Annotated in this window: 30 protein-coding genes; 20 read left to right on the top strand and 10 right to left on the bottom strand. The window is 61.1% G+C overall.

Going from position 1 to position 26,702, the window contains the following annotated elements; translation table 11 throughout:
* Positions 1–90: 90 nt before the first annotated feature.
* Together betB and betI are read right to left on the bottom strand one after the other, a co-directional pair.
* Complete coding sequence (gene betB / locus FHX16_RS05085; RefSeq protein ID WP_259126696.1) at positions 91–1,560, bottom strand: betaine-aldehyde dehydrogenase; 1,470 nt, start codon at positions 1,558–1,560, stop codon at positions 91–93.
* A complete protein-coding gene (gene betI, locus FHX16_RS05090; protein WP_183859820.1) occupies positions 1,557–2,156 on the bottom strand; it encodes a transcriptional regulator BetI in 600 nt (199 codons plus the stop codon). Before betI ends, betB begins: the two co-directional genes overlap by 4 nt.
* Before the next feature lie 139 nt (positions 2,157–2,295).
* Between betI and FHX16_RS05095 the strand changes: the two genes are divergently transcribed.
* The 4 genes from FHX16_RS05095 to FHX16_RS05110 all read left to right on the top strand — a co-directional run bounded on the left by FHX16_RS05095 (position 2,296) and on the right by FHX16_RS05110 (position 6,287).
* A complete protein-coding gene (locus tag FHX16_RS05095; RefSeq protein ID WP_114711892.1) occupies positions 2,296–2,844 on the top strand; it encodes an HdeD family acid-resistance protein in 549 nt (182 codons plus the stop codon).
* Positions 2,845–3,029: 185 nt separating this feature from the next.
* Positions 3,030–3,272: a type II toxin-antitoxin system ParD family antitoxin gene (locus FHX16_RS05100; protein ID WP_183752084.1), complete on the top strand. Its 243-nt coding sequence runs from the start codon at positions 3,030–3,032 to the stop codon at positions 3,270–3,272.
* Between the two features lie 136 nt (positions 3,273–3,408).
* Positions 3,409–5,214 carry a bifunctional diguanylate cyclase/phosphodiesterase gene (locus FHX16_RS05105; protein ID WP_259126698.1) on the top strand — a complete coding sequence of 602 codons (1,806 nt, stop codon included), beginning with the start codon at positions 3,409–3,411 and terminating at the stop codon, positions 5,212–5,214.
* A 77-nt stretch (positions 5,215–5,291) separates the two neighbouring features.
* On the top strand, positions 5,292–6,287 hold the full coding sequence (locus FHX16_RS05110) for an NAD(P)H-quinone oxidoreductase (protein WP_259126700.1): 996 nt from the start codon (positions 5,292–5,294) through the stop codon (positions 6,285–6,287).
* Positions 6,288–6,302: 15 nt separating this feature from the next.
* Here the strand turns inward: FHX16_RS05110 and FHX16_RS05115 are convergent, their stop codons facing one another.
* Complete coding sequence (locus FHX16_RS05115; RefSeq protein ID WP_259126701.1) at positions 6,303–7,736, bottom strand: MFS transporter; 1,434 nt, start codon at positions 7,734–7,736, stop codon at positions 6,303–6,305.
* Between the two features lie 111 nt (positions 7,737–7,847).
* On the opposite strand from FHX16_RS05115, the gene FHX16_RS05120 reads away from it, so the two are divergent.
* The 3 genes from FHX16_RS05120 (at position 7,848) to FHX16_RS05130 (ending at position 10,461) form a co-directional block, all read left to right on the top strand.
* Entirely contained in the window at positions 7,848–8,468 is a 621-nt protein-coding gene (locus FHX16_RS05120) for a metalloregulator ArsR/SmtB family transcription factor (protein ID WP_259126703.1), read from the top strand.
* 96 nt (positions 8,469–8,564) lie between these two features.
* Positions 8,565–9,572 (top strand): asparaginase, encoded by a 1,008-nt coding sequence (locus FHX16_RS05125; protein WP_183859811.1) that lies wholly within the window; start codon positions 8,565–8,567, stop codon positions 9,570–9,572.
* Between the two features lie 139 nt (positions 9,573–9,711).
* Entirely contained in the window at positions 9,712–10,461 is a 750-nt protein-coding gene (locus FHX16_RS05130) for a hypothetical protein (RefSeq protein WP_183859809.1), read from the top strand.
* On the opposite strand, the gene FHX16_RS05135 is transcribed toward FHX16_RS05130, so the two are convergent.
* Entirely contained in the window at positions 10,436–11,191 is a 756-nt protein-coding gene (locus FHX16_RS05135; RefSeq protein WP_259126704.1) for a DeoR/GlpR family DNA-binding transcription regulator, read from the bottom strand. The genes FHX16_RS05130 and FHX16_RS05135 overlap by 26 nt on opposite strands.
* A 121-nt stretch (positions 11,192–11,312) precedes the next feature.
* On the opposite strand from FHX16_RS05135, the gene FHX16_RS05140 reads away from it, so the two are divergent.
* A complete protein-coding gene (locus tag FHX16_RS05140) occupies positions 11,313–11,669 on the top strand; it encodes a DUF4406 domain-containing protein (protein ID WP_114712486.1) in 357 nt (118 codons plus the stop codon).
* Positions 11,670–11,760: 91 nt separating this feature from the next.
* Positions 11,761–12,378, top strand: a complete 618-nt coding sequence (locus tag FHX16_RS05145) for a glutathione S-transferase family protein (protein WP_183859805.1) — start codon at positions 11,761–11,763, stop codon at positions 12,376–12,378.
* A 51-nt stretch (positions 12,379–12,429) separates the two neighbouring features.
* Here FHX16_RS05145 and FHX16_RS05150 read toward each other — a convergent pair whose 3' ends face one another.
* Positions 12,430–12,783, bottom strand: a complete 354-nt coding sequence (locus FHX16_RS05150) for an MmcQ/YjbR family DNA-binding protein (RefSeq protein ID WP_183859804.1) — start codon at positions 12,781–12,783, stop codon at positions 12,430–12,432.
* 357 nt (positions 12,784–13,140) lie between these two features.
* On the opposite strand from FHX16_RS05150, the gene FHX16_RS05155 reads away from it, so the two are divergent.
* Entirely contained in the window at positions 13,141–14,037 is an 897-nt protein-coding gene (locus FHX16_RS05155; RefSeq protein ID WP_259126706.1) for a LysR substrate-binding domain-containing protein, read from the top strand.
* Here FHX16_RS05155 and FHX16_RS05160 read toward each other — a convergent pair whose 3' ends face one another.
* Together FHX16_RS05160 and FHX16_RS05165 are read right to left on the bottom strand one after the other, a co-directional pair.
* On the bottom strand, positions 14,038–14,697 hold the full coding sequence (locus tag FHX16_RS05160; protein WP_183752061.1) for a glutathione S-transferase family protein: 660 nt from the start codon (positions 14,695–14,697) through the stop codon (positions 14,038–14,040).
* Positions 14,698–14,795: 98 nt separating this feature from the next.
* A complete protein-coding gene (locus FHX16_RS05165) occupies positions 14,796–16,169 on the bottom strand; it encodes a TIGR03808 family TAT-translocated repetitive protein (protein WP_183860733.1) in 1,374 nt (457 codons plus the stop codon).
* 110 nt (positions 16,170–16,279) lie between these two features.
* Here FHX16_RS05165 and FHX16_RS05170 point away from each other — a divergent pair, with 110 nt between their 5' ends.
* The 5 genes from FHX16_RS05170 to FHX16_RS05190 all read left to right on the top strand — a co-directional run bounded on the left by FHX16_RS05170 (position 16,280) and on the right by FHX16_RS05190 (position 21,790).
* Positions 16,280–17,290: a ligase-associated DNA damage response exonuclease gene (locus tag FHX16_RS05170; protein WP_183859800.1), complete on the top strand. Its 1,011-nt coding sequence runs from the start codon at positions 16,280–16,282 to the stop codon at positions 17,288–17,290.
* The gene (locus FHX16_RS05175) at positions 17,290–18,918 is read left to right on the top strand and encodes a cisplatin damage response ATP-dependent DNA ligase (RefSeq protein ID WP_183859798.1); all 1,629 of its coding nucleotides are present in this window, start codon (positions 17,290–17,292) and stop codon (positions 18,916–18,918) included. Before FHX16_RS05170 ends, FHX16_RS05175 begins: the two co-directional genes overlap by 1 nt.
* Positions 18,919–19,028: 110 nt before the next feature.
* Positions 19,029–19,952 (top strand): S9 family peptidase, encoded by a 924-nt coding sequence (locus tag FHX16_RS05180; RefSeq protein ID WP_183859796.1) that lies wholly within the window; start codon positions 19,029–19,031, stop codon positions 19,950–19,952.
* A 114-nt stretch (positions 19,953–20,066) separates the two neighbouring features.
* Positions 20,067–20,903 (top strand): L,D-transpeptidase, encoded by an 837-nt coding sequence (locus FHX16_RS05185; protein WP_183859794.1) that lies wholly within the window; start codon positions 20,067–20,069, stop codon positions 20,901–20,903.
* Between the two features lie 167 nt (positions 20,904–21,070).
* Positions 21,071–21,790: a L,D-transpeptidase gene (locus tag FHX16_RS05190; RefSeq protein ID WP_114711925.1), complete on the top strand. Its 720-nt coding sequence runs from the start codon at positions 21,071–21,073 to the stop codon at positions 21,788–21,790.
* Between the two features lie 114 nt (positions 21,791–21,904).
* Here FHX16_RS05190 and FHX16_RS05195 read toward each other — a convergent pair whose 3' ends face one another.
* Positions 21,905–22,171 carry a DUF1127 domain-containing protein gene (locus tag FHX16_RS05195; protein ID WP_183752052.1) on the bottom strand — a complete coding sequence of 89 codons (267 nt, stop codon included), beginning with the start codon at positions 22,169–22,171 and terminating at the stop codon, positions 21,905–21,907.
* A gap of 187 nt (positions 22,172–22,358) precedes the next feature.
* Between FHX16_RS05195 and FHX16_RS05200 the strand changes: the two genes are divergently transcribed.
* A complete protein-coding gene (locus tag FHX16_RS05200; RefSeq protein ID WP_183752050.1) occupies positions 22,359–23,183 on the top strand; it encodes a winged helix-turn-helix domain-containing protein in 825 nt (274 codons plus the stop codon).
* A 33-nt stretch (positions 23,184–23,216) separates the two neighbouring features.
* On the opposite strand, the gene FHX16_RS05205 is transcribed toward FHX16_RS05200, so the two are convergent.
* Positions 23,217–23,684 (bottom strand): MarR family winged helix-turn-helix transcriptional regulator, encoded by a 468-nt coding sequence (locus FHX16_RS05205; RefSeq protein WP_183860731.1) that lies wholly within the window; start codon positions 23,682–23,684, stop codon positions 23,217–23,219.
* Positions 23,685–23,807: 123 nt separating this feature from the next.
* On the opposite strand from FHX16_RS05205, the gene FHX16_RS05210 reads away from it, so the two are divergent.
* The 3 genes from FHX16_RS05210 (at position 23,808) to FHX16_RS05220 (ending at position 25,417) form a co-directional block, all read left to right on the top strand.
* Positions 23,808–24,230, top strand: a complete 423-nt coding sequence (locus FHX16_RS05210) for an organic hydroperoxide resistance protein (protein WP_183859792.1) — start codon at positions 23,808–23,810, stop codon at positions 24,228–24,230.
* Positions 24,231–24,318: 88 nt separating this feature from the next.
* Entirely contained in the window at positions 24,319–24,702 is a 384-nt protein-coding gene (locus FHX16_RS05215; RefSeq protein ID WP_183859790.1) for an antitoxin Xre/MbcA/ParS toxin-binding domain-containing protein, read from the top strand.
* Positions 24,662–25,417, top strand: a complete 756-nt coding sequence (locus FHX16_RS05220) for an RES family NAD+ phosphorylase (protein ID WP_183859788.1) — start codon at positions 24,662–24,664, stop codon at positions 25,415–25,417. Before FHX16_RS05215 ends, FHX16_RS05220 begins: the two co-directional genes overlap by 41 nt.
* Before the next feature lie 14 nt (positions 25,418–25,431).
* On the opposite strand, the gene FHX16_RS05225 is transcribed toward FHX16_RS05220, so the two are convergent.
* Positions 25,432–25,878, bottom strand: a complete 447-nt coding sequence (locus tag FHX16_RS05225) for a MarR family winged helix-turn-helix transcriptional regulator (RefSeq protein ID WP_183859786.1) — start codon at positions 25,876–25,878, stop codon at positions 25,432–25,434.
* Positions 25,879–25,966: 88 nt separating this feature from the next.
* Here FHX16_RS05225 and FHX16_RS05230 point away from each other — a divergent pair, with 88 nt between their 5' ends.
* A complete protein-coding gene (locus FHX16_RS05230; RefSeq protein WP_183753837.1) occupies positions 25,967–26,695 on the top strand; it encodes a thioredoxin family protein in 729 nt (242 codons plus the stop codon).
* Positions 26,696–26,702 lie beyond the last annotated feature (7 nt).

Consider the following 26,702-nt stretch of genomic DNA (forward strand, 5'->3'; position numbering starts at 1 on the left):
GATTCCCCGCCTCATCCTCGGATTGGCCGCAGAGCCGATCGGGACGAGGCGAAATTGAATGCTACCTGCCCGGATGGGGCGCTTGCCGCCTCAATACGGCGCCTGCACCGGCCCCATGCCGACATAAACCGTCTTCAGTTCCGAATAGTATTCCAGCGCGGCCAGCGAATTCTCGCGTCCGAAGCCTGACTGTTTGGAGCCGCCGAACGGGATTTCGACAGGGCAGAGATTGTAGGTGTTGATCCACAGCGTGCCGGCCTCGAGCTGGTCGACGACGCGATGGCCGCGCGCCAGGTCTGATGTGAAGACGCCGGCGGAGAGGCCGAATTCGGTCGCGTTGCCGCGGGCGACCACCTCGGCCTCGTCGTCGAAATCAAGCACGCACATGACAGGTCCGAAGATCTCCTCGCGAGCAATCGTCATCTCGTCGGTGACGTCGGCAAACACGGTCGGCTGCACGTAGTAGCCTTCGCCGGAGACGTTGTTCGGGATGCCGCCGCCGGTCACGAGCGTCGCACCCTCGGCCTTGCCCTTCGCGATGTAGGAGAGAACCTTGTCGCGCTGCGCCCAAGATACCATTGGCCCGAGTTGCGTCGCCTCGTCCATCGGATCGCCGATCAGGATGGCTTCGGTGCGGGCCTTCAGCCGCTTCAGGAACTCAGCCTTGATCTTGCGCTGCACGAAGACGCGCGTGCCGTTCGAGCAGACCTGGCCGGTCGAATAGAAGTTGCCGAGCATGGCGCCGCCGACGGCGCTGTCGATATCCGCGTCGTCGAAAATGATCAGCGGCGACTTGCCGCCGAGCTCCATGGTGACGTGCTTGAGGCTGCCGGCAGCCGCCGCCGCGACCTTGCGGCCGGTCGGCACCGAGCCCGTCAGCGACACCTTCGCGACATCAGGGTGGTTGACCAACAGCGGTCCCGTTTCGCGGTCGCCCTGGATGACGTTGTAAAGTCCCTTCGGGAGGCCCGCTTCGTGCAGGATTTCGGCAATGGCAAGCGCGCCGAGCGGCGTGTTTTCCGATGGCTTGAAGACCATGGCGTTGCCGGCGGCAAGCGCCGGTGCGCCCTTCCAGCAGGCAATCTGCTGCGGATAGTTCCAGGCGCCGATGCCGACGCAGACACCAAGCGGCACGCGCTTGGTGTAAGCGAAATCGCCGCCGAGCGGGATGTAGGAGCCGTTGAGGCCGGCAGCTGCGATGCCGCCGAAGAACTCGAAGCTGTCGGCCCCCGATGTCGGGTCGGCGACGATCGTTTCCTGGATCGGTTTGCCGGTATCGAGCGTTTCCAGTTCCGACAGCTCGCGGTTGCGCTCGCGAATGAGGTCGGCGGCTCGCTTCAGGATGCGGCCGCGCGCCGTGGGGCTCATCGCCGCCCATTCCGGCTGGGCGCGCTTGGCCGATGCGATTGCCTTTTCGACGATGGCGGGCGTTGCCGCGTGCAGCCGGGCGATGACCTCGCCGGTCGCCGGATAGATGCTTTCGATGACGCTGCCGACTTCATCCTCGACGTATTCGCCGTCGATGAAATGGGAGGCTTTCGGCTGGGCTCTGAGGGTCACTGGATCTGTCCTTTCGCAAGGGCGGCAAGCTGTGAATTGATGTAGTCTTCGGTAAGCGAGATCGATGCCTCGATGCTGACAGGCGCAGACCTCAGACTTTGGCGGATATAGAGCCCGTCGATCATCGCAGCCGCGCCTTCGGCAATGCGTTCTGCGGCATCGCCGGGGCAGAGCGCTTTCAGGTTGGCGACGAGGTTCGACCGCAGACGGCGAGCGTAAATGACGAGGAAGCGCCGCGTCTCTTCGGAGCGCTGAGCCTCGGCATAAAAGGCGAGCCAGGCGGCAATCGTTGCCGGCGCGAACTGGTCGGCCTGGAAGCTGACACGGATGACAGCGGAAATCTTCGCACGCGGCGCATCCGCCGCTTTCAATGCCGTCACCGCGTCGTCGCGCAGTTGCTTTAGGAGAGAGCGGACGGTTTCGATCAGCAGCTGTTCCTTGCTGCCGAAGTAATGATGCGCCAGTGCCGGCGATACACCGGCCTGTCGGGCAATTTCCGACATGGTGACGGTCAGCGAGCCGTGATCGCCGATCACGCGCAGCGCGGCGTCGACGAGCGCCTTTCGGCGAACCGGCTCCATTCCGACCTTGGGCATCGCATCACTCCATGAAGATGCCTCATCATAATTTTGATTGACTGATCAATCAATAAAAATCTGAAAGGGCTTGAAAAGGCTAACCCCTTCCAATTCCGTGTTTTTGCGGCATACTCGGTTACCAACCAGGAGGTGTGCCATGGCAGATATGTCTGATCGACTGAGCTTTTCGTCGCTGCAATCGAAGTGGGGCTGGTTCGTCGCGCTGGGCGTGCTTCTGATCGCCTGCGGCATCATCGCATTGGCAAATGTCATGCTCGCGACCGTTGTGTCCGTCTATTATGTCGGCGTGCTGATGCTGATCGGTGGGATCGTCTATCTGGTCCATGCGTTTCAGGTGAGGACCTGGGGACAGGTGCTGGTTTGGGCGCTGAGCGGCGTTCTCTATGTACTGGCCGGGTTTTTTGCCTTCGAGAATCCCCTTCTGGCATCGGCGGTGTTGACGCTGTTTCTTGCGATCGCCTTGCTGATCGCCGGGGTGTTCCGTACCTGGGTCGGCTTGCGCATGCGTCCGGTCAAGGGTTGGGGCTGGGTTCTTGTCAGCGGGATCATTACTGCGCTGGCCGGGGTTGTGATTGCCACCGGATGGCCCGTCAACAGCCTCTGGATCCTGGGCCTTTTCCTCGCCTGCGACCTTCTCATTCAGGGCTGGTCCATGCTTGCTTTCGGTCTTGCCGTCCGCAGCTGAATTATGCCCGCAATTCACAGGCTCCCATCACGGACTGTTTCTTTTTTTGACAAGTATGTGAGGGAGGACTAAAATTTCCCCATCAAGAGGCGGCCCGAGGCGGCGGCGCGCGTCGGTAATGCCGTGGACGGGACAACCGTCCCCCGACCGGGCATACGTGCCCACGAGGTAAAGGGAGGAATCTCATGCCGATGGTCACCGTATCCATCTCACCGTTGCAGGCTGCCGATATCCGGGCCGCCGTTGACGACGGCAGCTACGCATCGAGCAGCGAAGTCGTGCGCGAGGCCCTTCGCATGTGGGACGCCGCTCGCAAACTCGGCGGATACCACGAAGAGATGTTCGATCAGAGTAGGGCTCCCCGTGGCGGCCGGTGTGTGGCCGACATGTTTGCCGATCACGAGGCCGAGCACCGGCGCACTGCCTGAGCAAGTCGTTGATTGATCGATAAAATTCGATCTAAGACGGCCGGCTTTCACAAAAGTTTCACATTCGGGAAAGGGTTCGTTGATCCTTCTCCGCCAGTGTCCCTGCGCAAAACAATAAGACACAGTGGAGATTGGCATGTCTTTGGCTGCCACCGTCGATCCGGCGCTTGTTCGTCGTTACGCCAGCGATCAGATCGTGACCCTTGCGAAACTCGTTATCGAGAATGCATTCCAGCCCATCGTGGAGGCAGGGACGGGTGTCGTATTTGGCTATGAATCCCTGATGCGAGGACAGGAGCGCATTGGTTTCAACTCTCCGGTCGAAATCCTCGACGAGGCGCATAAGAACCAGCAGCTTCTGCAACTCGAGCAGATGGTGGCCAGTCGTGCGCTTGCGAAGTTCGCCACGCTCCCGCACTTCTCCAGTTCGACGCTGTTCCTCAATCTCGATGTCCGGCTGATCCCGCATGGCGAGCGGTTGGTGGAAGGCTTGCTGCAGCATCTGAAGCTCGCCAATATTCCGCCGTCCTCGATCTGTTTCGAGTTCTCCGAGCGCTTCGACAATACCAGCGTGCCCGAGTTTGCAGCGCTCGTATCGCTGTTGCGCAGGGCCGGCTTCAAGCTCGCGATCGACGATTTCGGCGTCGGCCACGGCGAGATGAAGCTGCTCTGCGACCATCCGGTCGACTACTTGAAGATCGACCGGCATTTCATCGCCGACATCGACAGCAGCCCGCGCAAGCGCCACCTTCTGAAGAACATCGTCCACATTGCCCACGTCCTTGGCACCCGGGTCATCGCCGAGGGTATCGAGACCGAGGCGGAGTTCGTCGCATGCCGCGAGTTCGGCGTTGACCTTGTCCAGGGCTGGTTCGTCTCCCGCCCGACCACCCATGTCACTGAATTGCAGCCCGCGTTTCCGCACCTTCTGGAGCTCGGCAAGAGCAAGCGAAATCCGCAATCGCTCGACGAGATCCTGATCCGCAAGCAGATCGAGATGCTGCCGACGGTCTACGAGAACGACACGATCGACAGCGTCTTCGAGCTTTTCCGTCGCAATCCCCAACAGGCGTTTTTCCCGGTGCTGAACGCGAACGGCGAGCCGCGCGGCATCCTGCACGAACGTCATTTGAAGGAATACATCTACCAGCCTTTCGGGCGTGACCTCCTGAAGAACAAGGTCTACGAGCGGACCATCTCTCACTTCGTCGAGATGGCGCCGATCGTCGGCCTTGATTCCGATACCGAGCAGCTGATGGCGATCTTCGCCAACATGGAGGGCACGAACTGCCTGCTCTTGACCGACAACATGCGCTATGCGGGCGTCGTCTCGGCCGCCTCGCTCATCAAGGTCATGAACGAGAAGAAGCTGAAGACCGCTCAGGACCAGAACCCGCTGACCGGGTTGCCGGGCAACAGGGCGATCCGCGACTTCATGCGCGAAGCGAGCCTCGACGGCGACGAGAAGCGTCACTTCTGCTATTGCGACTTCGACAATTTCAAGCCGTTCAACGATGCCTATGGCTTCCACCTCGGCGACCACGCGATTTCGCTCTTTGCAGCGCTGATGCGCCGCTATTTCTTCGCCGAGCGTCATTTCCTCGGGCATGTCGGCGGTGACGATTTCTTCATCGGCGTCCGCGGCTGGACCAAGGACGAGCTGACCGAGATTCTCGACCGGCTGATCAGCGATTTTCACGACGATGTGCTCGGCCTCTACTCCGACACCGATCGCGCCGCTGGCCGCATTCGCGGCCATGACCGCGCCGGTGTTGAGGCGCTGTTCCCGCTGATGCGTTGCTCGATCGGTGTGCTCGAATTGCCGGAAGGTCTGGTCATCGACGACATCAATCGCGTCAGCGCCGAAATCGCCCACATCAAGGCCGAGGCGAAGGAAAGCGACGAGGGGCTCGTCTTCCATCTTCTGGGCGAGACGAATTGACGCCACCCGCTCTTCCTGCCTTCTCAAGTCCGAAGCGCTGAACTATCTCACTGCTTTCGGAACGAGGAGACCGGACCATGTCTTTGCCCACGCAGATGCGCTTCATCGACCTGCCGAGCTTCGGCGCGCCTGAAGTGATGCGGATTGCCTCCGGACCATTGCCGATCCCGTCGGAGGGGCAGCTTCTTGTCCGCACCGCGGCGATCGGCGTCAACCGGCCCGACGTCGCTCAGCGTCAGGGCATTTATCCGCCGCCAAAGGATGCCAGCCCCATTCTGGGACTTGAGTTGGCAGGCGAGATCGTCGCCATCGGTGCTGGTGTCAGGGATTTTGCCGTCGGCGACAAAGTCTGCGGCCTGGCCAACGGCGGCGCCTATGCCGAATATTGCCTGCTGCCCGCCGGCCAGGCGCTGCGCTTCCCGAAAGGTTACGATGCCATCAAGGCGGCCGCTCTTCCGGAAAACTACTTCACGGTCTGGGCCAATATGTTCCAGATGGCCGGGCTCACGGAAGGAGAAAAGGTTCTCGTGCATGGCGGCTCGAGCGGTATCGGGACGACCGCCATCCAGCTCGCGCGGGCCTTCGGCGCCGAGGTCTACGCAACGGCCGGTTCGCAGGAAAAATGCGATGCCTGCGTCAAGCTCGGCGCAAAGCGGGCCATCAACTACAAGACCGAGGATTTTGCGGAGGTCATCAAGGCCGAGACCGGTCATGGGGTCGATATCATCCTCGACATGATCGGCGCTGCCTACTTTGAACGGAACGTGGCGTCGCTTGCGAAGGACGGCTGCCTCTCGATCATCGCCTTTCTCGGTGGCGCTGTCGCGGAAAAGGTCAATCTGGCGCCGATCATGGTCAAACGGCTGACGATCACCGGCTCGACGCTGCGCCCGCGCACGCCTGAGGAAAAGCGCGCGATCCGCGACGATCTCCTTTCCCAGGTCTGGCCGCTTCTCGATCAAGGCAAGCTTGCGCCCGTTATCGATACCGTCCTTGCTTTCGAAGACGTCGCCGACGCGCATAGGCTGATGGAAACGAGCGGTCACATCGGCAAGATCATGCTGCGTTTGTGACCGCTCGCACGTTGCTCACCGGGCCTGCCGTTCGGTGGGCGACGAGAGGGTTAAAGACGTGGCGACGGCGATCAGGCCGGGGAGGGCCATCAGGACATAGAGCCAATGGGCAGCCGAGACGCTGCCGGCGACCCCGCCGGGGTTCACCAGTCCGGTGCTGTTGACGATCACGCCGGCAACCGCAGCGCCGAAGGCGCTGCCGAGAGACTGCACTGTCGAAATCGCGGCTGAGGCCTTGTCCTGTTCGGAGTTGTCGACAAGACTCAGGATCTTGGTCACCAGGTGCGCCCAGCCAAGGCCTACACCAAAGCCCATCAGGAACATGCCGATGACGGCAGGGCCGAGAATGGCAAGGTTGCCGGATTGGTTGTCCGCAGCGAGGAAAAGGGTCAGGGACGCGACCGCAACCATCTCGATCACGCAACCGGCGACGATGGCGGTGTTGGCCCGGCGTCCCGAGAGTGTTCCGCTGAAGAAGGCCGCAAAGGTCCAACCGAGGGCGACAAGCGCAGTCAAATAGCCCGACACCAGCGGCGTTACGGCGTGCAGCACCTGCAGGAAATACGGAATATAGATGTCGCTTGTCAGCACCAGCAGCAGCACGAACATCGTCAGATAGACGCGCGCCACCGGCTTTGCGAGCGTTACGGCGCCTGTCGGCAGCAGACGGTTCCTGCCGCGCCGCTCGACAGTCAGCATCGAAACGATCATGACGATTGACGCTGCAATCAGCAACGCCTTGAAGTTGGTTTCGTCGATCGTTCCGGCGATGCTGACCACCAGTACGGCCGCAAGCAGCAAGGCAATCTGTAGGATCGGCGTCTTGCCGTGGGCGCGATCGTCCTCTGCGCGCGGCAGCAACCACGGTGCAAGCGACGCCATCAGCACGCAGAGCGGAACGAGCAGCATGAAGGCGTGGCGCCACGCGCTGCCCTCGGAAAACAGGCCTCCCAGACTGGGACCGAGCAAGGTCGAAACGCCCCAGATGGCGGCATAGAGCGTCGACGCCTTCTGCCACAGCGGCTCGGGGTAGGCGTAGCGAATGAATGCATAGGCAAGCCCGGCAAGAATGCCGGCCGCGAAACCCTGTACTGTGCGCCCGACCAGCACCAATGGCATCGCTGGAGCGAGCGCGCAGACTAGGCTGCCGACGCCGAATATGAGTGCGCCTGAGACGTAGACGCTGCACAGCCCGATGCCTCGCGGGCGCGTTGCGACGAAGATCGATCCAAGGACCGCAGCGGCAACAAAGAGCGTCGTCATCCACGACAGCAGTTCGAGCCCGCCGATGTCGCGAACGATCGACGGCGCAATTGTCGCGGTGATGTAGGTCTCTACGGCGTAGAGGGTGACACCACCACCGAGCATCAGCGTCGCCGGCAGCAGCGGCGCGGAAAACAGATGGAAGACGGAGGGCTTGTCTGCAGAAATCTCTTCAATGTCGGTCATCAGCGTTCATGCCTTGCATGCTTCCGGGGATATGCATTATTTTTTTACAAGTTATTCTTTGGAAAAATACACCGGCATGTTATTAAAGCAAGTGTCAACTTGGAAAAATAGATGAAGCAATCGCCGGCTAACCGAATCCTGCTGCTGATCAAGACGGAAGGGCCGCAACTTGCCGCGACGGTTGGGACCAAGCTCGGCATTTCCTCGGAGGCTGCCCGCCAGCAATTGACGAAGATGGCGGAGGAGGGGTTGGTCGAAGCGGTCAGCGAAGCCACGGTCGGCAGGGGCAGGCCGCGGCAACTATGGAGCCTCACGCCCGCCGGCAACCAGACCTTTCCCGATGGTCATGCAGAACTCACCGCCACGATCCTGACCACGCTGGTTGCGCAGCTGGGGACGCCGGCCCTGGATGCCGTCATTTCCGCTCGGGAGGCCGACACCCTCAAGCGATATCGCGAGCAGGTGGATGCACCCGACATTCAATCCCGCGTGCGGCAGCTCGCTGCCATACGTACCAGCGAAGGATATATGGCCGATAGCTGGCAGGAAGCGGACGGCTCGCTGCTGCTGGTCGAAAACCATTGCCCGATCTGCGCCGCCGCAAGCGTTTGCGCCGGCTTCTGTCGCTCTGAACTGGATACGTTTAGAGCCGTGCTCGGCGCCAAGGTCGAACGCGAGGAGCACATCCTGCTTGGCGCCCGCCGCTGTGCCTATCGCATCACGCCACTCTAACCGCAGTAGCGAGCCGCAGGAGCGCCGAAAGGCAATTGCATTATCGACGCGACTCGTTATGCGTGACGCATTCGCGCTAATGATCAGGACTATGCCATGACCAATCCCGTCACAGTCGAAGTCACCCGAGGCTCGCTCGTCGAAAGCCGGCATCGCGGCGCCATCGTCGCTGTGGATGGCGATGGAAAGATCGTGTTCTCGATCGGCGACGTCGACGCGCCAACCTTCCCGCGTTCGGCCTGCAAGGCGATGCAGGCGCTGCCGCTGATGGAAAGTGGTGCGGCGGATGCCTATGGCTTCGGCGACAAGGAATTGGCGCTCGCCTGCTCCTCGCACAATGGCGAGGACGAGCATGTCGCGCTTGCCGCCTCCATGCTGGCAAAAGCCGGTCGCGATGTCGAAACGCTGGAATGCGGCGCGCATTGGTCCTCGAGCCAAAAGGTGCTGATCCACCAGGCGCGTGCCATGGAGAGACCGACGGCATTGCATAACAACTGCTCCGGCAAGCATGCCGGCTTCATCTGCGCCTGCTGCCATCAGGACATCGATCCGAAGGGATATGTCGGCTACGACCATCCGCTGCAGGCCGAAATTCGAGGTGTCATGGAAAGCCTGACGGGTGCAGCGCTCGGCCATGACAACTGCGGCACGGATGGTTGCTCCATCCCGACTTATGCGGTTCCCTTGCGCGGCCTGGCGCATGGCTTTGCCAAGATGGCAACCGGCAATGGCCTCGAGCCGCTTCGCGCCAAGGCCTCCCGGCGGCTGTTTGATGCCTGCATGGCCGAGCCCTTCTATGTGGCCGGCACCGGCCGTGCCTGCACTGCGCTGATGGAGGCCGCACCGGGCCGCATCTTCGCCAAGACGGGGGCTGAAGGTGTCTTCTGCGCAGCGATCCCCGAGCAGGGGATCGCGATCGCCATCAAGTGCGACGATGGCCATTCGCGTGCCTCAGAAGCGATGGTCGCGGCAGCGCTCAGCCGCTTCTTCGGCAAGGACGATTCGATTCGCGCGAATTTGGCCGCGATGGCGACGGTCCAGATGCACAATTGGAACGGTATTCACGTTGGCGACATTCGCGCGGCGGCTGCGCTGACCGCTTAAGCCGTTCCGGAACGGAACAGTCGCGCCGCAAGAATAGAATTCGCTAATGTATGTGAAACTACAGCCCACGAGAACGGATGCGGTTTTTGAGGGGTGAGTTACCCTTTGCCCAGTACATCGAACGCCATGAGGGCAGGATATGTTTGCGGGCCGCTATCTTTGGTGGATGTTGATCGCCATCGCGATCTTCCTCTTTTTCACAATGTGTTTCGACTACGTCACCTGGCTGACGGTCGTTTCCTCGGGCTGCGCCCATGTCGCTGGCTCCTGTGGCCCGATCATCGTCACAATGACCGGATCGATGAAGCCGTCGGGCGTCTATCTCGCGGGTGCCATCATCCTCGTCGTTACGCTTGCCCGCGTCCACTATCTGTCGATGAACTGGGCCTGGGGCGTCGTCGTCGCAATCTGGTTCGTGGCATCGGCGCCGTTCCCGCTGCTGCTCGCCAGTGGCTGGACTGGCCAGTTGAAACCGGAGACCGTGTTGGACGGGCTGCCCGTGGCGTTCCTGTTCCTCGTCGTCTTCTGCGCCTATATCGGCTGGGCGTTCGAAGACAGCGGCGCGCGGCCGCTCGGAGCATGGCGGGCGCTGCGAATGATCATTCGCTTCTCGGCGGTCTACGGCGCCTTGCTTGCGCTGTCGGAGGCGCCAGCCTTTGCCACCATCCCCGACCGACTCTTGGGCGACATGCGGCTCTCGGCATCGATTGCGGCGCTGCAGCCCGGACTGAACGATCTCCTGACACTCGGACGCGGGCGCGATACCTTCGCCTATGTCGTCTTTGCAGTCTTCGTCGTCGGTCTTGCCGCTAGCCTGTTGCCGCAGAACCTGGCGGAACTGAAGGCGCGTTTTGCCCAACCGTTCACGCTTCGAGGATCTCGGCAGTGAGGTTGCGATAGGGCTCGATGGCAGCCGCGGCGCTGTCGGCTGTAACGATCAGCCCCGAGACGCCGGCGATCGGCAGGATGAGGCAAGGCGAGACGCGGTCCAATTTCTCGTCCGTCAGTGGCACGTACGTCGCTGCGGCACAGGAGGCGATGTGACGCTTGATGGCCGCTTCTTCAAAATCACCGGTCGATAGCCCCTGCACCGGATGGGCTGCCGTCACCCCGAGAAAGAAGATGTCCGGCCGAAGCTGCGAAATCGCGGTCATGGCAGCGGACCCGACGGATACCATCGAGTGCTTGTAGAGCTTGCCGCCGATGAGGATCACACTCGCCGTCGGGTGATGTTCCAGTTCGGCGGCGATGGTCGGGCTGTGCGTTGCTACCGTAAAGGCAAATTCGCGCGGCAGCTGCCGGGCGATTTCCGCCGTCGTCGTGCCACCATCGAGAAAGATCAACTGGCCGGATCGCACGAGCGAGGCCGACTTTTTCCCGAGCCTCTCCTTGATCTCAGATGAAACGCCCTTGCGCGTCGAGAAGTCGGGAAGTTGCGGTGCAACAGGCATTGCCCCGCCGTGCACCCGTTTTAGCAAACCTTCCGCCGCCATCTCCCGGAGGTCGCGGCGGATCGTGTCCTCCGACAGCGAAAAGTCTTCGGCGACGCGCTTGGCGACAACCTGGCCGTCCCGCCGAAGAACGTCGAGGATCAATGATTTGCGCTGACTGGTGAACATGGCCTCGATCCTACAGTTGCACGAATTAGCATGAAATTGCACGAAATGATTCGACATTCAAGAAGTATCGTGCAGTTGTCTGCCGTCTCGTGCATGAGGCCGAGGAAAATGGAGCTTGATCATGTTGATTTTGATTGCTGGGCCCTACAGGTCCGGAACCGGCGACGACCCTGTGAAAATGGCCGCCAATTTGCAGCGCCTGGAGCAGCCATCGCATAGGCTGTTCAAGGCCGGTCACGTACCGATGATCGGAGAATGGGTGGCGCTCCCAGTATGGAACGCCGCCGGCGGCAAAGCTGTCGGCGATGATCTCTACGAAGAGATCTTTCACCCCGTCGCTGGCCGTCTGCTGCAGCTTTGCGACGGCGTGCTTCGGCTCGAAGGAGAATCGAAGGGCGCCGACAACGATGTCCGCATTGCGCGCGAACGCGGCATTCCTGTCTGGTACCGGCTCGAGGATGTGCCGGGTTGCGCTTAAGGCGGGTTGGTTTAAGGGGCCGGCTTGCCGGCCTCGATCTGTGCGTTTGCAGGCGGCCGCGCTATAAGGTCAGGATCGAAGGGAGTCGATCATGCTGACACTGTACTTTGCCCCGCACACCTGCGCGCTCGCAAGCCTGATTGCGCTGGAAGAGTCCGGCCTGCCGTTCAAGACGAAAAAGCTGAATTTTGCAGAAGCGGAGCAGCGCTCGCCTGAGTACCTTGAGATCAATCCGAAGGGGCGCGTTCCGGCACTTGTGACCGATCATGGCATTCTCACCGAAACGCCGGCAATCCTCGCATTTATCGCGCAGGTCGCACCGGCAGCCCAGTTGGCGCCGCTTGATCCGTTTGAGTTCGCGCGCATGCAGGCCTTTAACAACTACATTTGCTCGACGGTGCATGTGAACCACGCACACGCCCGACGCGGTAGTCGATGGGCGGATGATCCGACTGCTCATGAGGCGATGAAGGCAAAGGTCCCGCAGACCATGACCGAATGCTTTGACCTCATCGACGCGCGGATGCTGGAAGGGCCGTGGGTGATGGGTGAATATTACTCGGTCGCGGATCCCTACCTCTTCGTCATGACCGGCTGGCTGCGATCCGATGGCGTCGATCCGGCCCGCTTCCGGAAAGCGACGGCGCATTATGCTCAGATGATGGAGCGGCCGGCCGTTCAGCGGGCACTGGAGCGCGAGCAGGCCTAACAGGCGTCCGGATCGCGGAGCAGCGCCGGAGGCAATCAGCAGACGGTGCGCTCAGCCCTGAAAGCTCGCGGCAAGCTTCTTTGGCGCACGGAACCGCCATGCGCCGATCAGCCGTTCCTTCAGTTCGGCATCGCTGATCATGGCTGCGTGCAAGGGCATATAGGGCCAGCCGATATAGTGAGGTGTTTGATAATAGATCTCGGGCGCCATCTCGATCAGCCGTTCCTTGTCGTCGATCGAGATGCAGAGCACAATGGTCTCGTTGTTCTTGACCGCAGCAAAGGATTTGCCGCCAACCTTCAGTGCCGGGTTGCCATAGGACGTGCTCTCCTCGACGCCAGGAAGGTTGGCCTCATCAGAGAGACGCTTGAGGCGCGCAAAAATCGTGTCGACACTGTCGGTCATTGGGCTTGCTCGGACTGAAGCTCCCACAGACTAACAGATCTCTCATTCTTAAGCGCACCTTGCAAGCTGCGGCCTTTGGGGTTGCGGCTTACGGGGTTCCGGACCGAGCGGCAGATCGGCGAGCGCCCTCAACGACATGCGCGTGAGATCCGGGTGGTTCAACGGATCTTGTCTGGTATCCGCGCTGTAGGGAGGATCGAGCGTTTCGACGCTCAAGAAAAACTTCAGGAATTGCATGGCGTGCCTCGCTTCCTTGTACGGAGCTGAACGGAGCATCTCATCAACACGGAGGGATTATCGCGGTCGGTCAGGCAGGTTTCAATTGAGATTACCAATGTCTGAGTATAGAAAAACTATATGAGAAACCTGAACTCGGTTCACTTGAATGGATTACGCGCGCTCGAGGCTGTGGGGCGGCTTGGCTCGTTGCAGGCAGCTGCAGAGGAACTGGGCGTTTCGATCGGCGCGGTCAGCCAGCAGGTCATCAAGGCAGAGGCGCAGCTCGATCACCTGATCTTCGAGCGCACGCCCAAGGGCATGGTCGCGACGGAGGCCGGCGCGCGCCTGCTGGCCGGCCTGACCGAGGGGTTCAACGCGCTGTCACAGGCCGTCGCGGCGACACGGCAACGCGACGAAAGCATACTGACGATCTCGGTGGCGCCGGTCTTCGCCGCGCGCTGGCTCGTCTATCGGCTGGATCGTTTTGCCGAAAGGCACCCTGAAATCAGCCTGCGAATGGATGCGACGACGCGGCTCGTCAATCCGGCGCTCTGCGATGTCGATGTCGGCATCCGGGTCGGCAACGGTCAGTGGCCGGACGTGAAGGCAGAACTGCTGCTGCAGCAGGAGGTCTTCCCGGTCTGTTCACCTGCGATGGCGGCGCGTCTGCACGAGCTCGCCGACATCCTGTCGGTGCCGGCGGTGATCGATGGCCGCGCCATGTTCAGCTGGAAAGTATGGATGCATGAGGCCGGGTTGTCGGGCGCAACGCTTGAGACGCGGCACGTCTTCAACGACGCGTCGCTCTGCCTCGATGCGGCTATCGCAGGGCAGGGCGTCATGCTCGCCTGGCAGACGCTTGCGGGCTTTGCCCTGCAGCAGGGGCAGTTGGTCGCGCCCTTCGGCATTCGCGCGAAAACCGGTTTCGGTCACTATTTCGTAACCGCCACAGGCTCGCGAGAACCCAAGAAGGTGAAGGATTTCAAGGCCTGGATCCGTGAGGAAATGGCCGAGACCCTCAAGCTCTTTCCCTGATCAGATAGGTTCCTGCGATCGCGTCGCCTGCATCGCGATATAGGCCGGCCGCGACTGGCAGCGCTTGATCCAGGCGCTGATATGGGGATGGGCCTCGAACAGCGCCTGTTCCGTCTGGGCGTAGCGAAGCACTTCCGCAATATTGAGATCTGCTGCCGTGAAGCGGTTGCCGACGACGTATTCGTTGGTTGCCAGATGCTTCTCCAGCGTCGCGAACGCCTTCTTCAGCGAACGCACAGCAACACTGATCGTCGCCTTGCCCTCGTCGCTGTTCTGCTTCTCGTCGTCGTAGACATAGACGATCTTCACCGTATGCGGCTCAACCTCGGTTGCCGCCCAGATGGTCCACATCGTCATCAAACCGTCTTCCGCGACGGTTTGAGCGGCCAGTGGTCCGCCGTGCTTGCGCGCAAGGTAAAGGGTAATGGCAAGCGACTCATGCATCACAAGGTCGCCATCCCTGATGCTCGGGATCAGCGCCATTGGATTGACCGCCAGGAAATCCGGCGACAGCGTATTGATAGGTGCATCGGCGGCAAGCGGGTTGGCAAGGCGCCGCGCCTGAATGACACGCACGGACTCGAATTCCAGCCCTAGCTCCCCGGCCATCCAGTAAACGCGCGAGGCGCGCGAGCGATAAACCCCATAGATCGTCAGCATGTCGATGTTCCCCATGTTCTGTTGCTGCAGGGTAGGAGCCGAAGCGTCCCAGCGGAAGCGGCCAAGCCTTATGAATCGATGAAAGCTTTTGATGCTTCTCAGGAGATGCGGTTGCGCTCGACGGTCAGTTGCGCAAAGCGCGAGGACCCGGTGGTCGCCAGTTCTCCCGACACCTTCCTGTCCCATTCGAAACCGAGGACGGCGCCGCCGGGTGTTTGCTGAAACACGTTGTCGGTGATAACGGCGGTTCCGGCGCCCTCCGCTACCGAGACAGCACAACCGACCGGCGCATTGCGGGTAATGTTTCCGGTCACGACGAGGTTGCGAAGATACGGTCCCCAGCCGAGCTGCATCCCCCAGCGTGGAGCACCTTCTATGATGTTACCGGAGACCAGTGTGTCTGCCTCGGCCGCAATGCCGATGCCGAACCCGACCTCGTGCTGATAGGGGCCTTTGAGCGTCAGGTTGCGCACGACGTTGCCGGTCACGCTCGCCAGCCTGCCGCCATGGTCGAAATTGGCAATCGAGATGCCGTTTGCCGCGCCGTCCACCATGTTGTTGGACACCACAGCGCCGACAAACTCGAATTCGACATAGATCGCCGTCTCACCGGAACGCTGGCACTGGTTGCCGGTGATCTGGATGTCGGAGGCCGAGTTGGCGCGGATGGCTGTAAAGGCGCAGTCGGACACGTGGTTGTTTGCAACCATCACGTTGTCGGCGCGGAAGATATTGATGCCGTTGCCGTTCTGGCCGGTGCCGCCGTCATTGGCCCTGATCCGGTAGATGCGGTTGCCGTTGACGACGCTGTTGTCAGCCGCCTTCGTCCAGCGATGCACCAGAATGCCGCCATTGCCGCAGTCGAAAACCTCGTTCCCGGTGATCGAAAGCCCGTCGGATTCGACGGCGTAGATGCCGGATTGACCGGCGCCCTGTACGCGGCTGCGCTCGATCCGGCCGCCACATCGCTCCAGCCGAACGGCATGTTTGCGGCTGCCGGTGATCTCGCAATTGTCGATCGCTACCTCGGCGACGCCGGTGAATTGCAGCAGCCCTCCGGCATCGTCGCCGAGCGAGCGATTCTGCCCGTCGAAAATGATGTTCGAGAGTTCGACGTGCTTGACGTTGTCGGCGCTGAAGAGCTTGCCACCGCCGGTGTAGACGATGCGCGATGCGCCGGGAACACCGGTGATGCGCGTATTGTCGCGCAGCACCAGATTCGAAGCTGCGTAGGTGCCGGGTGGCAGGAAAACCGGCACATTCTCCGCCGCGGCCTGATCGATCATCTTCTGCAGGCTGGCGCTCTTGCGGTCAGCGGCATCAGGTATCGTCTTGTAACGGACTGCGTCGATCGCGCCGCGCAGGTCGCCGTCGCGCGTCGTCGCGAAGCTGCGCGATGCCACCAGCGCAAAGGCGGATGCTCCGGCAAGGCGGAACAGGTCACGACGGGAGGTTAACGGACTTTGCTTCATTTCCGCCGTGCTGCAGGAAACGTGCCAGCGCGCCTGTTTCATTTTGGTACGGATCCGCATCTTCCTGTCGCCCACTGGCCCTTCCGTTCTTTCCCGCTATCTTTGCAGGCATGAGATCTGATGCCTTGCTCTATCCCGCCCCCGAAGGGCTCTATTGTCCCGAGGGAGGATTCTATGTGGATCCCGTGCGGCCGGTCGAGCGAGCCCTGATCACCCACGGCCATTCCGATCACGCGCGGCCCGGCCACGTAAACGTACTGGCGACACGCCAGACGCTCGACATCATGCAGATCCGCTATGGCGACGGCTTTTGCGCAAGCGAGCAGGCTGCGGCCTTCGGCGAGGAGATCCTGATCAACGGCGTGAAGGTCAGCTTTCATCCGGCCGGGCATGTGCTCGGCTCGGCCCAGATCGCCATCGAGAAGAACGGCACCCGCATTGTCGTCTCGGGCGACTACAAGCGGCGGGCGGACCCCACCTGCGCTGCCTACGTGCCGGTCCCCTGCGATGTCTTCATCACCGAGGCGACCTTCGGACTGCCGGTTTTCCATCATCCCGATCCCGTCGATGAAATGGGCAAACTGTACGCCTCGCTGCGGCAATTTCCGGAGCGGACGCATCTGATCGGCGCCTATGCACTCGGCAAGGCGCAGCGCGTCATCCGCCTGCTGCGCGATACCGGCTACGACCAGCCGATCTATATCCACGGCGCGATGGAAAGGCTCTGCGACTACTACATGGAGCAGGGCATCGAGCTTGGTGAGCTGCGCCCGGCGACCATTGAGAGCCGCGACAAGTCTGCCTTCAAGGGAGCCATTGTCGTCGGCCCGTCCTCCGCCTTTGCCGACCGTTGGGCGCGACGCTTCAATGAGCCTTTGCCGGCATTTGCGTCGGGCTGGATGATGGTGCGGCAGCGCGCCAAGCAGCAGGGCGTCGAACTGCCACTGGTCATCTCCGATCATTGCGACTGGCCGGAGCTGACCGAGACGATCAGCGACCTGCGGCCCGAGGAAGTGTGGGTGACGCATGGCCGCGAAGAGGCGCTGGTTCGCTGGTGCCAGTTGCAGGGCATCAAGGCCCGACCGCTCCACCTCGTCGGCTACGAAGACGAGGCTGATTGATGAAAGCGTTCGCCGATCTGCTTGACCGCCTCGTGCTCACCCCCAGCCGTAACGGCAAGCTGAAACTGCTCTCCGACTACTTCCGAAACACCCCGGATCCGGATCGCGGCTACGGCCTTGCCGCCATCGCCGGCACCCTTGAAGTGCGCAACGTGAAGCCGGCCATGCTGCGCGAGCTGGTGCTGGAGCGGATGGACGAGGTGCTCTTCCGCTATTCCTACGATTATGTCGGCGACCTCGCGGAAACGATCTCGCTCGTCTGGGACGCCGAGAAGGACATCGAGCGGTCGGCACTTGCCCAGCCGCGACTTGGAGATGTCGTCAGGCAAATGAACGCGCTCGGGCGCACCGAAGTCCGCAGTTTCGTGCGCGACCTGCTCGATCAGCTGGACACGTCAGGGCGCTTCGCCTTCATCAAGCTCGCGACCGGGGCGCTTCGCATCGGTGTGTCCTCGCGATTGGCGAAACAGGCGCTTGCCGACATGGGCGGCCAAGACGTGACCGAAATCGAGACGCTGTGGCATGGCCTGCAGCCGCCCTACGAGCCGTTGTTTCGCTGGCTGGAAGGGCATGGCGACAAGCCGGTGCTGGCAACGCCGGCAATCTTCCATTCCGTGATGCTCGCCAATCCGGTCGAGGAGGGGGATCTCGATCAGCTCGATCCCGCCGACTATGCCGCCGAGTGGAAGTGGGACGGCATTCGCGTGCAGCTGTCGCGCTCCGGCGATACGCGCAAGATCTATTCGCGTTCCGGCGACGATATATCGGGCGCGTTCCCGGATATCGTCGAATCGATCAGCTTTGACGGTGTGATGGACGGCGAGCTGCTAGTTGGTGGGACCACCCGTTCGAACAGTCCGACGCGCACCTTCTCCGATCTGCAGCAGCGGCTAAACCGCAAGACGGTGACGACGAAGATGCTCGACGAATATCCGGCCTTCATCCGTGCCTACGATCTCTTGTTCGATCGGGAGGAGGACGTGCGCGGCCAATCCTATGTCGATCGCCGTGCGCGTCTTGCGGAGGTCATCGACCGAGCCCCACACGACCGCTTCGATCTCTCCCCGCTGGTCGAGTTCTCTTCGTGGGACGAATTGGATGGCTTGCGGTCGTCACCGCCGGATCCTGTCATCGAAGGGGTGATGATCAAGCGGCGCGACAGCGTCTATCAGGCCGGGCGGTTGAAGGGACCGTGGTTCAAATGGAAGCGCAATCCCTACAATGTCGATGCCGTGCTGATGTATGCGCAGCGCGGCCACGGCAAGCGCTCGAGCTATTATTCGGATTTCACCTTCGGCGTCTGGACCGAGACGCCGGAGGGAGAACAGCTGGTGCCAGTCGGCAAGGCCTATTTCGGCTTCACCGATGCCGAGCTGGAACTGCTGGACAAGTTCGTGCGCAACAACACGACCGAGCGCTTCGGTCCGGTGCGCGCCGTCAGGGCGGACAGGGATTTCGGCTTCGTCGTGGAAGTCGCCTTCGAAGGCATCAATCGCTCCACCCGCCACAAGTCGGGGGTGGCGATGCGCTTTCCGCGGATTTCCCGGCTGCGCCCCGACAAACCGTCCTATGAGGCGGATCGCCTCCAGACGCTGGTCGCCATGATCGATGCGAAGGGAGAACGGTAGGTTTTTCTGGCGCAAAACGCCGCAGGGCCACCGTTTTCAACACAACGTGTGTTGGCGGCCGCACGCTTCCGGTGCAATTCTCGAATCGCCGGGTACCATGGAAGTGTGAAATGACGTCAGACGAAGGTAATTCTTTTCTCCGCCAGCGCCGCACGGTTCTTGCAGGCCTGGCCGGGGCCCTCCTGCTCCCGCGCATGGCAAGCGCATTCGAGGTTCCGGAGGTGCCGCGGCTGATCGATCACGATTATGCCAAGGCCCGCAAGCGCTTCCATACCAGGCTCCTGCAGAAGGGACCGGCTCCCGACAAGTATGAACCGCTCGACGCTCCGCCGGAAGGGGACAAGATTTTTTATCGCTCGGGTTACGGCGGCGAATTGGAGCTGGTCGCCTGGGTTTCCAAGTACAAGCGTGGCAGCAAGCCGAAGCCGGGCGTTCTGTTTTTGCACGGCGGAAACGCCATGGGGCTTGGCCACTGGGTTCTGCTCAAGGCCTATGTCGACGCTGGCTTCGTGGTCATGATGCCGTCTTTGCGCGGCGAGAACGGCCAGATGGGCAACTTCTCGGGCTTTTACGACGAGGTCGACGATGTACTTTCGGCCGCCGACCGGCTGCAGCATCTTCCGGGCGTCGATGGCGACCGCCTGTTCGTCGCCGGCCACAGCATCGGTGGTACGCTGACGATGCTGGCGGCAATGAGCACCCACAAGTTCCGCGCTGCAGCGCCGATATCAGGCAATCCGGACGCATTCCGTTTCTTCAATCGCTACCCGCAGGACATTCGTTTCGACGACAGCAATGCCCACGAATTCGAGGTCCGTAGCGCGCTCTGCTATGCCAAGAGCTTCAAATGCCCCGTCCGCGTCGTCCACGGCACCGAAGAGGCGCATTTCAACGACCGCGCCGGGCTGCTTGCAAGCCGCGCACGCTCAGGCGGAGTCCGCATCGAAACGGATACGGTGACCGGCAACCACACCTCGGCGCTGCCGGCGGAGATCGAGCAGAGCATAAAGTTCTTCCACGGCGTCGCGGCCTGATCGCGGTCCGGCGTCCGGTAAATATTAGGCTGGCTCGGTGACCAGCCTCGCGCCAGCCGCAAGTGCCATCCTTGCCGCAGCTATACGTCTCGCTGTTGTCGATGAGGGTGTTTTATGACTGTTCTCAGCCGGGTGTCGCCATTTGCCGGGCTTGCGGCCGCTGCTCTTTGCCTGAGCGGCTGCAATATCCTCATCCCGGATACCGGTGCCACCGATCCCGCCCGCTTCGTGCAGGAAACATCGCCCGTCTTCTATAACCCGCCCGGTGTCGATCCCATGCGGGTCAAGCCGATCGATACGCCGGTCCCGCAGCGGCCGGGTGTGCCGCCGACGATCTATAACCAGACCTATGGTATTCCGGGCGCGAACTTTAGCCGGACCTACGGCCTGCCGGTCACCAATCCGGTGAACAGCGCCATGTACGGCCAGGTCCGCGACACGGATTTCACTTTGCCGGCCATACCGGTCAGCCGCATCGACCCGCAATATCTGCGGCAGGAGGTCGATTATCCGAGCAACGAAAAGCCCGGTACGATCGTCGTCGATACGAAGACCAAGCACCTCTACTTCATTGAACCGGGCGGCAAGGCAATGCGCTACGGTGTCGGCATCGGCCGTGAAGGCTATGCATGGTCTGGCCGCGGCGTCATTCAGTGGAAGCAGAAGTGGCCGCGCTGGACGCCGCCCGACGAAATGGTCGCGCGCCAGCCGGATGTTCGGGCCTTCTCCGCGGAAAACGGCGGCATGAATCCCGGCCTCGGAAACCCGCTCGGCGCGCGTGCGCTTTATATCTTCAAGGACGGGCAGGATACGCTCTACCGCATCCACGGAACGCCGGACTGGCAGTCGGTCGGAAAGTCCACATCGTCGGGCTGCGTCCGCATGCTGAATCAGGATGTGGTCGACCTTTATGACCGCGTTCCGGCAAAGACCGAAATCGTCGTGATGTAGTCGCGCAACAGCACTGGTGATATCGTCGCGCGGTAGGCGGACACGACTTCGTGAGGTGGTGGTTTATTTAACGTATGGCGATAGATTTCTTGTCTTGTCACCGGCGTTGAGCCACCTTCCGCGAAGGGCGTTCGTCCTTCCAGCGCAACAGGAAACCAGACCCGCGTATGAGCTTCGAAAAACCCCTTTCCCGCCGCAGCTTCCTTTCCTTTTCGGCAATGACCGCAGCTTCGGCGCTGACCGGGTGTGCATCCACGGCTGGACCGCCGCCTTATTCCACGGCTCAGCCGGTCGTCATGCGCAGTCCAGTCCAGGCGCCGCAGACGCCGGGTGACGCCGAATTGGCGGTCATGTACGGCCCGATCGAGGATGGTGGCTTCCTCATTCCCGCAGTGCCGTATCAGCAGATCGATCCGCGCTTCTATCGTCAGCAGGTCGTCGATCCGACCGGCCAGGCGCCCGGCACGATCGTCGTCGATACGCCCTCGCGTTTCCTCTATCTCGTCCAGCCCGGCGGCACGGCGATGCGCTACGGCGTTGGTATCGGCCGCGAAGGCTTCGCTTGGCAGGGCTCCGGCGTTATCCAATGGCGTCAAAGGTGGCCGCGCTGGAAGCCGCCGAACGAGATGGTCGCGCGCCAGCCCGAACTCGCCAAGTATTCGATCGAAAACGGCGGCATGGAGCCGGGTCTGAAGAACCCACTCGGCGCACGTGCGCTCTACATTTTCTCGAATGGCGAAGATACGCTCTACCGGCTGCACGGCAATCCGGATTGGCGTTCGATCGGCAAGGCAGTGTCGTCAGGCTGCGTGCGCCTGCTGAACCAGGACATCATCGACCTCTATGACCGTGTGCCGAACAAGGCGCCGGTCGTCGTTCTGCAGTGATCGATTTGCGTTTCGCTGTCTCCCTTCACTGGGAGACAGCATCTTTCCACGGGAATAGCGTCGCCCCGGGGGAGACAGCGCTGTCTCTCCGCCCCATATTTGGCCGGCCGAAATTTAACGCCATGAATAGCTGTGGGACACGATCGGGTCAGGATCGGAGCCTCTCGCGGACTCATGCCAACCGGCAAACTCGTCGTGTCTGACGATGCCGATATCGGCCAACTGCTCGTCGTCAAGCTGATCCAGCGCCCGGCACGCAGCGTGATCTGTTGGCGAATGGTGTTCCCCATGCGGGATCAGATGCGCGAGCGCGTGCCATGTTCCCGAAAACGCGGCTGTCGGCGAAAAACTGCGCACGCCATGTAGGTGCAGGAACGTCATGGTGGCCCCCCAAGTTGCAGTTGCACCGGCAAAGCCTCCCATTTACCCGTGTGGTTGTCGTGAAGTCCCGCTGAAGCGCTTTTGAAATTTCTCTGAAATTCTTTCGTTTCGATGTCGCGTTTGGATACGGTTCGTTGTCGTGGTGGGAAGCGTTTGCTAGATTGCGCGCCAACATTCGGAGCATCCAATGTCGATGTTCGAATTCGCGGGACACCAACTCGATATGCAACAGGGCCGGCTGCGCAAGGGCGGGCAGGATGTCCGTTTGCGCCCCAAATCATTGGCGTTGCTGACTTATCTGCTTGAAAATTCGGGACGCGTCGTCACTAAGGATGAATTGGTTTCAGCCGTCTGGCCCAATGTGGCCGTCACGGACGGCTCGCTCAGCCAGTGCGTGACGGACATCCGCCGGACCTTGGGTGAGGGCGCAGCAAAGCTCATCCGCACTGTTCCATGCCGCGGCTATGCGTTGGACGAGAAGCTGGTGCGGCGCAGCGAGGCTCTGCTGGCGCCAGCAGCGTTTGGTCCGTCGGGGCGGCTCTCGATCGCGGTGCTTCCGTTCACCGTCGCGGTGCCTGGGGGGCGGCACACATGGATCGCCGACGGCATTGTCGAAGACATCATCACTGCCTTGGCGAAGATTCCCGCTCTCTTTGTCACGTCGAAGAGTTTGAGCTTCGCCTATCGCGACAAGGCCGGCCGCCTGCCGGATGTGGTCAGGGCGCTGGGTGTGCACTACGTCCTCAGCGGAAGTGTTCGCGTGAGCGGCCATGAATTGCGTCTGACGACCGAGCTTGTCGATGCGCAAACCGGTGGGATTGTCTGGGCGGACCGCTTCGATCGTCATTTCGGGCAGATCTTCGCGGTTCAGGACGAAATAACAGCGGCGGTTGTCGAGCGGCTGAAGAGCGAGCTTCTGCCGCAAAACCGCGCCGCTGCCGTCATCGAAAACCAAAGAGAATTCGACCTGCCGCGCAACCACGCCGACCAAGCTGCGCTATGGGATCGGTAAGGTGCTGGCGATCCCATTGCCGGGCCGCAACCGCTATACCGCGGCCGTAAGGTTTGAGCGCAGGCCTCGCAACAGGCCCCGGATCGTCTTCATTTCTTCGAGTGTGCAGCCCGCCGCCTGGCCGATCGCGGTCATGATCGTGTCGATCTCGCTCCGCATCGCCAGACCTTTGTCGGTCAGTGAAACGATGACCTGGCGTTCGTCGCGGGAATCTCGGGTGCGTTTGATCAGGCCATTTTGTTCGAGCCGTTTGAGCAACGGCGACAATGTGCCCGAATCGAGATCGAGCTGTTCGCCGATCGCCTTGACCGCCTGCTCGGATTTTTCCCACAGCGCCAGCATGACGAGATATTGCGGGTAGGTGAGGCCGACCTTGTCGAGAATCGGCTTGTAGGCGCGGGTGAAGGCGTGGGCTGTCGAGTACACCGCAAAACAAAGCTGGTTCTCCAGCCGCTTTTCCTCTTCCGGAATTTCCATCGTCTTTGCCAGATGCGCTTTCATCGTCTTCCTTTCCAAGGGGCAATTCTCCTCTTTTCGAATTCTAAATGCAATTTGCAAAATTCACTTGCGTACAATTTAATTGCGCGATATACAAAATCCAACCCCAACGCAAAGGAGACTGACATGCCCATCCTCTACACGACCAAGGCTTCCGCCACCGGTGGCCGCGCAGGCCGCGCCGTTTCCGACAACGGCGTCCTCGATGTGACGCTGACCGTTCCGAAGGAACTCGGCGGCGACGGCGCGACCGGCACCAACCCTGAGCAGCTGTTTGCTGCGGGCTATTCGGCCTGCTTCCTCGGCGCTTTGAAATTTGTCGCCGGCAAGGAAAACGTCAAGATTCCGGAAGACACCACGGTCAGCGCCAAGGTCGGCATCGGCCCGCGCGAGGATGGCACCGGCTTCGGCATCGAAGTCGCCCTGACGGTCAGCATACCTGGCCTCGACAAGCCGACCGCTGAGAAGCTGGCTGCTGCGGCCCATATCGTGTGCCCCTATAGCCACGCGATGCGCACGTCGACCGAAGTTCCGGTTACCGTTGCCTGATCAAGGACGAAAAAGAGCGCCGTGCCTTGCGGCGCTCTTTTCATGTGAAAATAAAATGCTATATTCTTTCCAGTGAAAGGAATATGGCATGGCTATAGCACAGACCATCCCCGGTATTAGGTCTCCGGAGGCTGCCGTCATCACCAAAGCGGCCGTCAACGCAGCCAACCATCTCGGCCTCAACGCCCGAACCCTTTCGGCGGTGCTTGGTGTGTCCGAGGCGACCATCTCGCGCATGAAACGGCAGGACTATCTGCTCGAGCGCGGCTCAAAGTCTTTTGAACTCGCTATCCTGCTCGTTCGTTTGTTTCGCTCGCTCGACGCGATTGTTGGCGGCGATGAAGTCGTTGCCCGGCAATGGCTGCGCAACGCCAACGCGGCGCTCGGCGCGACGCCACTCGAAAAGATCGTCAGCATTTCCGGATTGACCGATGTCATTGCTTACCTGGACGCCCGCCGCGCTCTCGTCTGAGGCGCAGCCGATCTCGGGCAGGTTCTGGCGCCTGGTCGAGGCGCAGCACCAGATTTCGACGCTGAAGCTCGTCGACACGCTCGACGAGCAGGCGTTGCTCGAAACCTTGCTCGAGGAAAGCAAACCGGCGCTGCCGCCGGAATGCATCGGCCTCGACTACCTACTTGCAACGCCCTTCCGTTATGGTGCCGTCTACCCGCATGGATCGCGTTTCCGCCGGGCAGGGCGCACGGCTGGTGTCTTCTATGCGTCCGAGCGGGTGGAAACCGCGCTTGCGGAAATGGCCTTCTATCGGCTGCTGTTCTATTCTGAATCGCCGGCGACGCAGTTTCCCGCCAATGCCGCCGAATACACTGCCTTTGCCGCCGCGATAGCCACGCCATCCGCCATCGACCTCATGCGGCCGCCGCTCGACGCCGATCGTTCGATATGGACGGATCCTCATAATTATGGCCCGTGCCAGGCTCTCGCCGACGCTGCGCGCGAGGCCGGTTGCCAGGCAATTCTCTATGAATCCGTGCGCGACCCGCAGCGCGGCCGCAACATCGCGCTTCTGACGGCAGCGGCATTTGTCGCTCGCGAGCCGGTCGAGCGCCAGACATGGAGGATCCGGCTTTCGGGTATTGGCGTCCAGGCGCTTTGTGATTTCCCGAAAGTCAGAGTTGGATTCTCGGTGGAGGATTTCGCCGGCGATCCGCGAATGGCGCGCGACTGACGCCAACTATTTCTTCAAGCCAGCGCCTGCAAGTCGCGTCGCAGCCGCCCCATGTCGCCATCCGGGAGCGCATCTTCAAGGCTCGCATGAGTGCTTTCCCAGATCGGCACTGCGGCCGCAAGCACCGCCTTTCCCTCCGGCGTCAGGCTTAACAGGCGTCGGCGCTTGTCTTTCGCATTCTGGGTTACATTTACCCAACCACGGCGCTGCAATGGCTTGAGTGCCGCCGTCAATGTCGTCTGATCCATTGCGAGCAGGGTCGCGACCGCTCCCATCGGCGGTGGCTCCGGGCGGTTCAGCGACATCATCAGCGAGAACTGGCCGTTGGTGAGCCCGACAGGGCGAAGGGCATCGTCGAATAGCCGCGCCAGTGCGCGCGCTGCCCGTTGCACATGCAGGCAGAGGCACGTGTCGCGCACCAGAAGCGTCGTTGAAAAAGGAATCTCTACCGCGTTTGACATGCCTAATGTCTATTGATATCAATGTATTTAGTCAAGGAAAAGGAGCATAGAACGCAACTTCCGATCGCGCCGGAGGAGGGCGCACGTGATGCAGAACCAAGTCGTTTCCCGTGAAGAATGGCTGGAAGCCCGCCGCTCGCTGCTTCTCAAGGAGAAGGAAGCGACGCATCTGAGGGATAAGGTCAATGCCGAACGCATGGCCTTGCCCTGGGTCAAGGTTGATAAAAATTACGTCTTCGATACGCTGCAGGGTAAGAAAAGCCTTGCCGAACTCTTCGATGGCCGCAGCCAGCTTTTAATCTATCATTTCATGCTTGGCCCGGATTGGCAGGCCGGCTGCCCTGGATGCTCGTTCCTATCCGATCATGTCGATGGAACACTGCCGCATCTGAACAACCACGATGTCACTTGGGTCGCGGTTTCGCGGGCGCCGCTTGCCAAGATAGAGGCTTACAAGAAGCGCATGGGGTGGAAATTCCCCTGGGTTTCATCTTTCGAAAACAGCTTCAACTTTGACTACCACGTCTCCTTCAGCCCGGAAGATCTGGCGAAGGACAAGGTTTTCTACAATTTCGAGGCAATCGATCCGGCCAACGCCCATGACGAGCTGCCCGGTCTCAGCGCGTTCTACAAAAGCGAAAGCGGTGAGATCTTCCATACGTATTCCACCTATGCCCGTGGTCTCGAAGAAGCAGTCGGCACCTTGATGATCCTCGATCGCGCGCCGAAAGGCCGCAACGAAGACAGCACGATGGATTTCGTCAAGCGTCACGACGAATACGAACCGGCGAAGACCGCGCCATCCAGCTGTCACTGAGATCTGC

The sequence above is a fragment of the Rhizobium sp. BK661 genome (genome assembly GCF_024808825.1).
Lineage (GTDB): Bacteria > Pseudomonadota > Alphaproteobacteria > Rhizobiales > Rhizobiaceae > Rhizobium.

Excerpts from the sequence above, each read along its gene's own strand:
- FHX16_RS05165 (WP_183860733.1), bottom strand. The coding sequence starts at position 16,169 with ATGAAGCAAAGTCCGTTAACCTCCCGTCGTGACCTGTTCCGCCTTGCC.
- FHX16_RS05180 (WP_183859796.1), top strand. The coding sequence starts at position 19,029 with ATGACGTCAGACGAAGGTAATTCTTTTCTCCGCCAGCGCCGCACGGTT.
- FHX16_RS05115 (WP_259126701.1), bottom strand. The coding sequence starts at position 7,736 with ATGACCGACATTGAAGAGATTTCTGCAGACAAGCCCTCCGTCTTCCAT.
- FHX16_RS05130 (WP_183859809.1), top strand. The coding sequence starts at position 9,712 with ATGTTTGCGGGCCGCTATCTTTGGTGGATGTTGATCGCCATCGCGATC.
- FHX16_RS05225 (WP_183859786.1), bottom strand. The coding sequence starts at position 25,878 with ATGTCAAACGCGGTAGAGATTCCTTTTTCAACGACGCTTCTGGTGCGC.
- FHX16_RS05175 (WP_183859798.1), top strand. The coding sequence starts at position 17,290 with ATGAAAGCGTTCGCCGATCTGCTTGACCGCCTCGTGCTCACCCCCAGC.
- FHX16_RS05155 (WP_259126706.1), top strand. The coding sequence starts at position 13,141 with ATGAGAAACCTGAACTCGGTTCACTTGAATGGATTACGCGCGCTCGAG.
- FHX16_RS05160 (WP_183752061.1), bottom strand. The coding sequence starts at position 14,697 with ATGCTGACGATCTATGGGGTTTATCGCTCGCGCGCCTCGCGCGTTTAC.
- FHX16_RS05190 (WP_114711925.1), top strand. The coding sequence starts at position 21,071 with ATGAGCTTCGAAAAACCCCTTTCCCGCCGCAGCTTCCTTTCCTTTTCG.
- betI (WP_183859820.1), bottom strand. The coding sequence starts at position 2,156 with ATGCCCAAGGTCGGAATGGAGCCGGTTCGCCGAAAGGCGCTCGTCGAC.
- FHX16_RS05195 (WP_183752052.1), bottom strand. The coding sequence starts at position 22,171 with ATGACGTTCCTGCACCTACATGGCGTGCGCAGTTTTTCGCCGACAGCC.
- FHX16_RS05100 (WP_183752084.1), top strand. The coding sequence starts at position 3,030 with ATGCCGATGGTCACCGTATCCATCTCACCGTTGCAGGCTGCCGATATC.
- FHX16_RS05095 (WP_114711892.1), top strand. The coding sequence starts at position 2,296 with ATGGCAGATATGTCTGATCGACTGAGCTTTTCGTCGCTGCAATCGAAG.
- FHX16_RS05230 (WP_183753837.1), top strand. The coding sequence starts at position 25,967 with ATGCAGAACCAAGTCGTTTCCCGTGAAGAATGGCTGGAAGCCCGCCGC.
- FHX16_RS05110 (WP_259126700.1), top strand. The coding sequence starts at position 5,292 with ATGTCTTTGCCCACGCAGATGCGCTTCATCGACCTGCCGAGCTTCGGC.
- FHX16_RS05140 (WP_114712486.1), top strand. The coding sequence starts at position 11,313 with ATGTTGATTTTGATTGCTGGGCCCTACAGGTCCGGAACCGGCGACGAC.
- FHX16_RS05145 (WP_183859805.1), top strand. The coding sequence starts at position 11,761 with ATGCTGACACTGTACTTTGCCCCGCACACCTGCGCGCTCGCAAGCCTG.
- FHX16_RS05135 (WP_259126704.1), bottom strand. The coding sequence starts at position 11,191 with ATGTTCACCAGTCAGCGCAAATCATTGATCCTCGACGTTCTTCGGCGG.
- FHX16_RS05120 (WP_259126703.1), top strand. The coding sequence starts at position 7,848 with ATGAAGCAATCGCCGGCTAACCGAATCCTGCTGCTGATCAAGACGGAA.
- FHX16_RS05205 (WP_183860731.1), bottom strand. The coding sequence starts at position 23,684 with ATGAAAGCGCATCTGGCAAAGACGATGGAAATTCCGGAAGAGGAAAAG.
- FHX16_RS05200 (WP_183752050.1), top strand. The coding sequence starts at position 22,359 with ATGTCGATGTTCGAATTCGCGGGACACCAACTCGATATGCAACAGGGC.
- FHX16_RS05150 (WP_183859804.1), bottom strand. The coding sequence starts at position 12,783 with ATGACCGACAGTGTCGACACGATTTTTGCGCGCCTCAAGCGTCTCTCT.
- FHX16_RS05185 (WP_183859794.1), top strand. The coding sequence starts at position 20,067 with ATGACTGTTCTCAGCCGGGTGTCGCCATTTGCCGGGCTTGCGGCCGCT.
- FHX16_RS05215 (WP_183859790.1), top strand. The coding sequence starts at position 24,319 with ATGGCTATAGCACAGACCATCCCCGGTATTAGGTCTCCGGAGGCTGCC.
- FHX16_RS05170 (WP_183859800.1), top strand. The coding sequence starts at position 16,280 with ATGAGATCTGATGCCTTGCTCTATCCCGCCCCCGAAGGGCTCTATTGT.
- FHX16_RS05125 (WP_183859811.1), top strand. The coding sequence starts at position 8,565 with ATGACCAATCCCGTCACAGTCGAAGTCACCCGAGGCTCGCTCGTCGAA.
- FHX16_RS05210 (WP_183859792.1), top strand. The coding sequence starts at position 23,808 with ATGCCCATCCTCTACACGACCAAGGCTTCCGCCACCGGTGGCCGCGCA.
- FHX16_RS05220 (WP_183859788.1), top strand. The coding sequence starts at position 24,662 with ATGTCATTGCTTACCTGGACGCCCGCCGCGCTCTCGTCTGAGGCGCAG.
- FHX16_RS05105 (WP_259126698.1), top strand. The coding sequence starts at position 3,409 with ATGTCTTTGGCTGCCACCGTCGATCCGGCGCTTGTTCGTCGTTACGCC.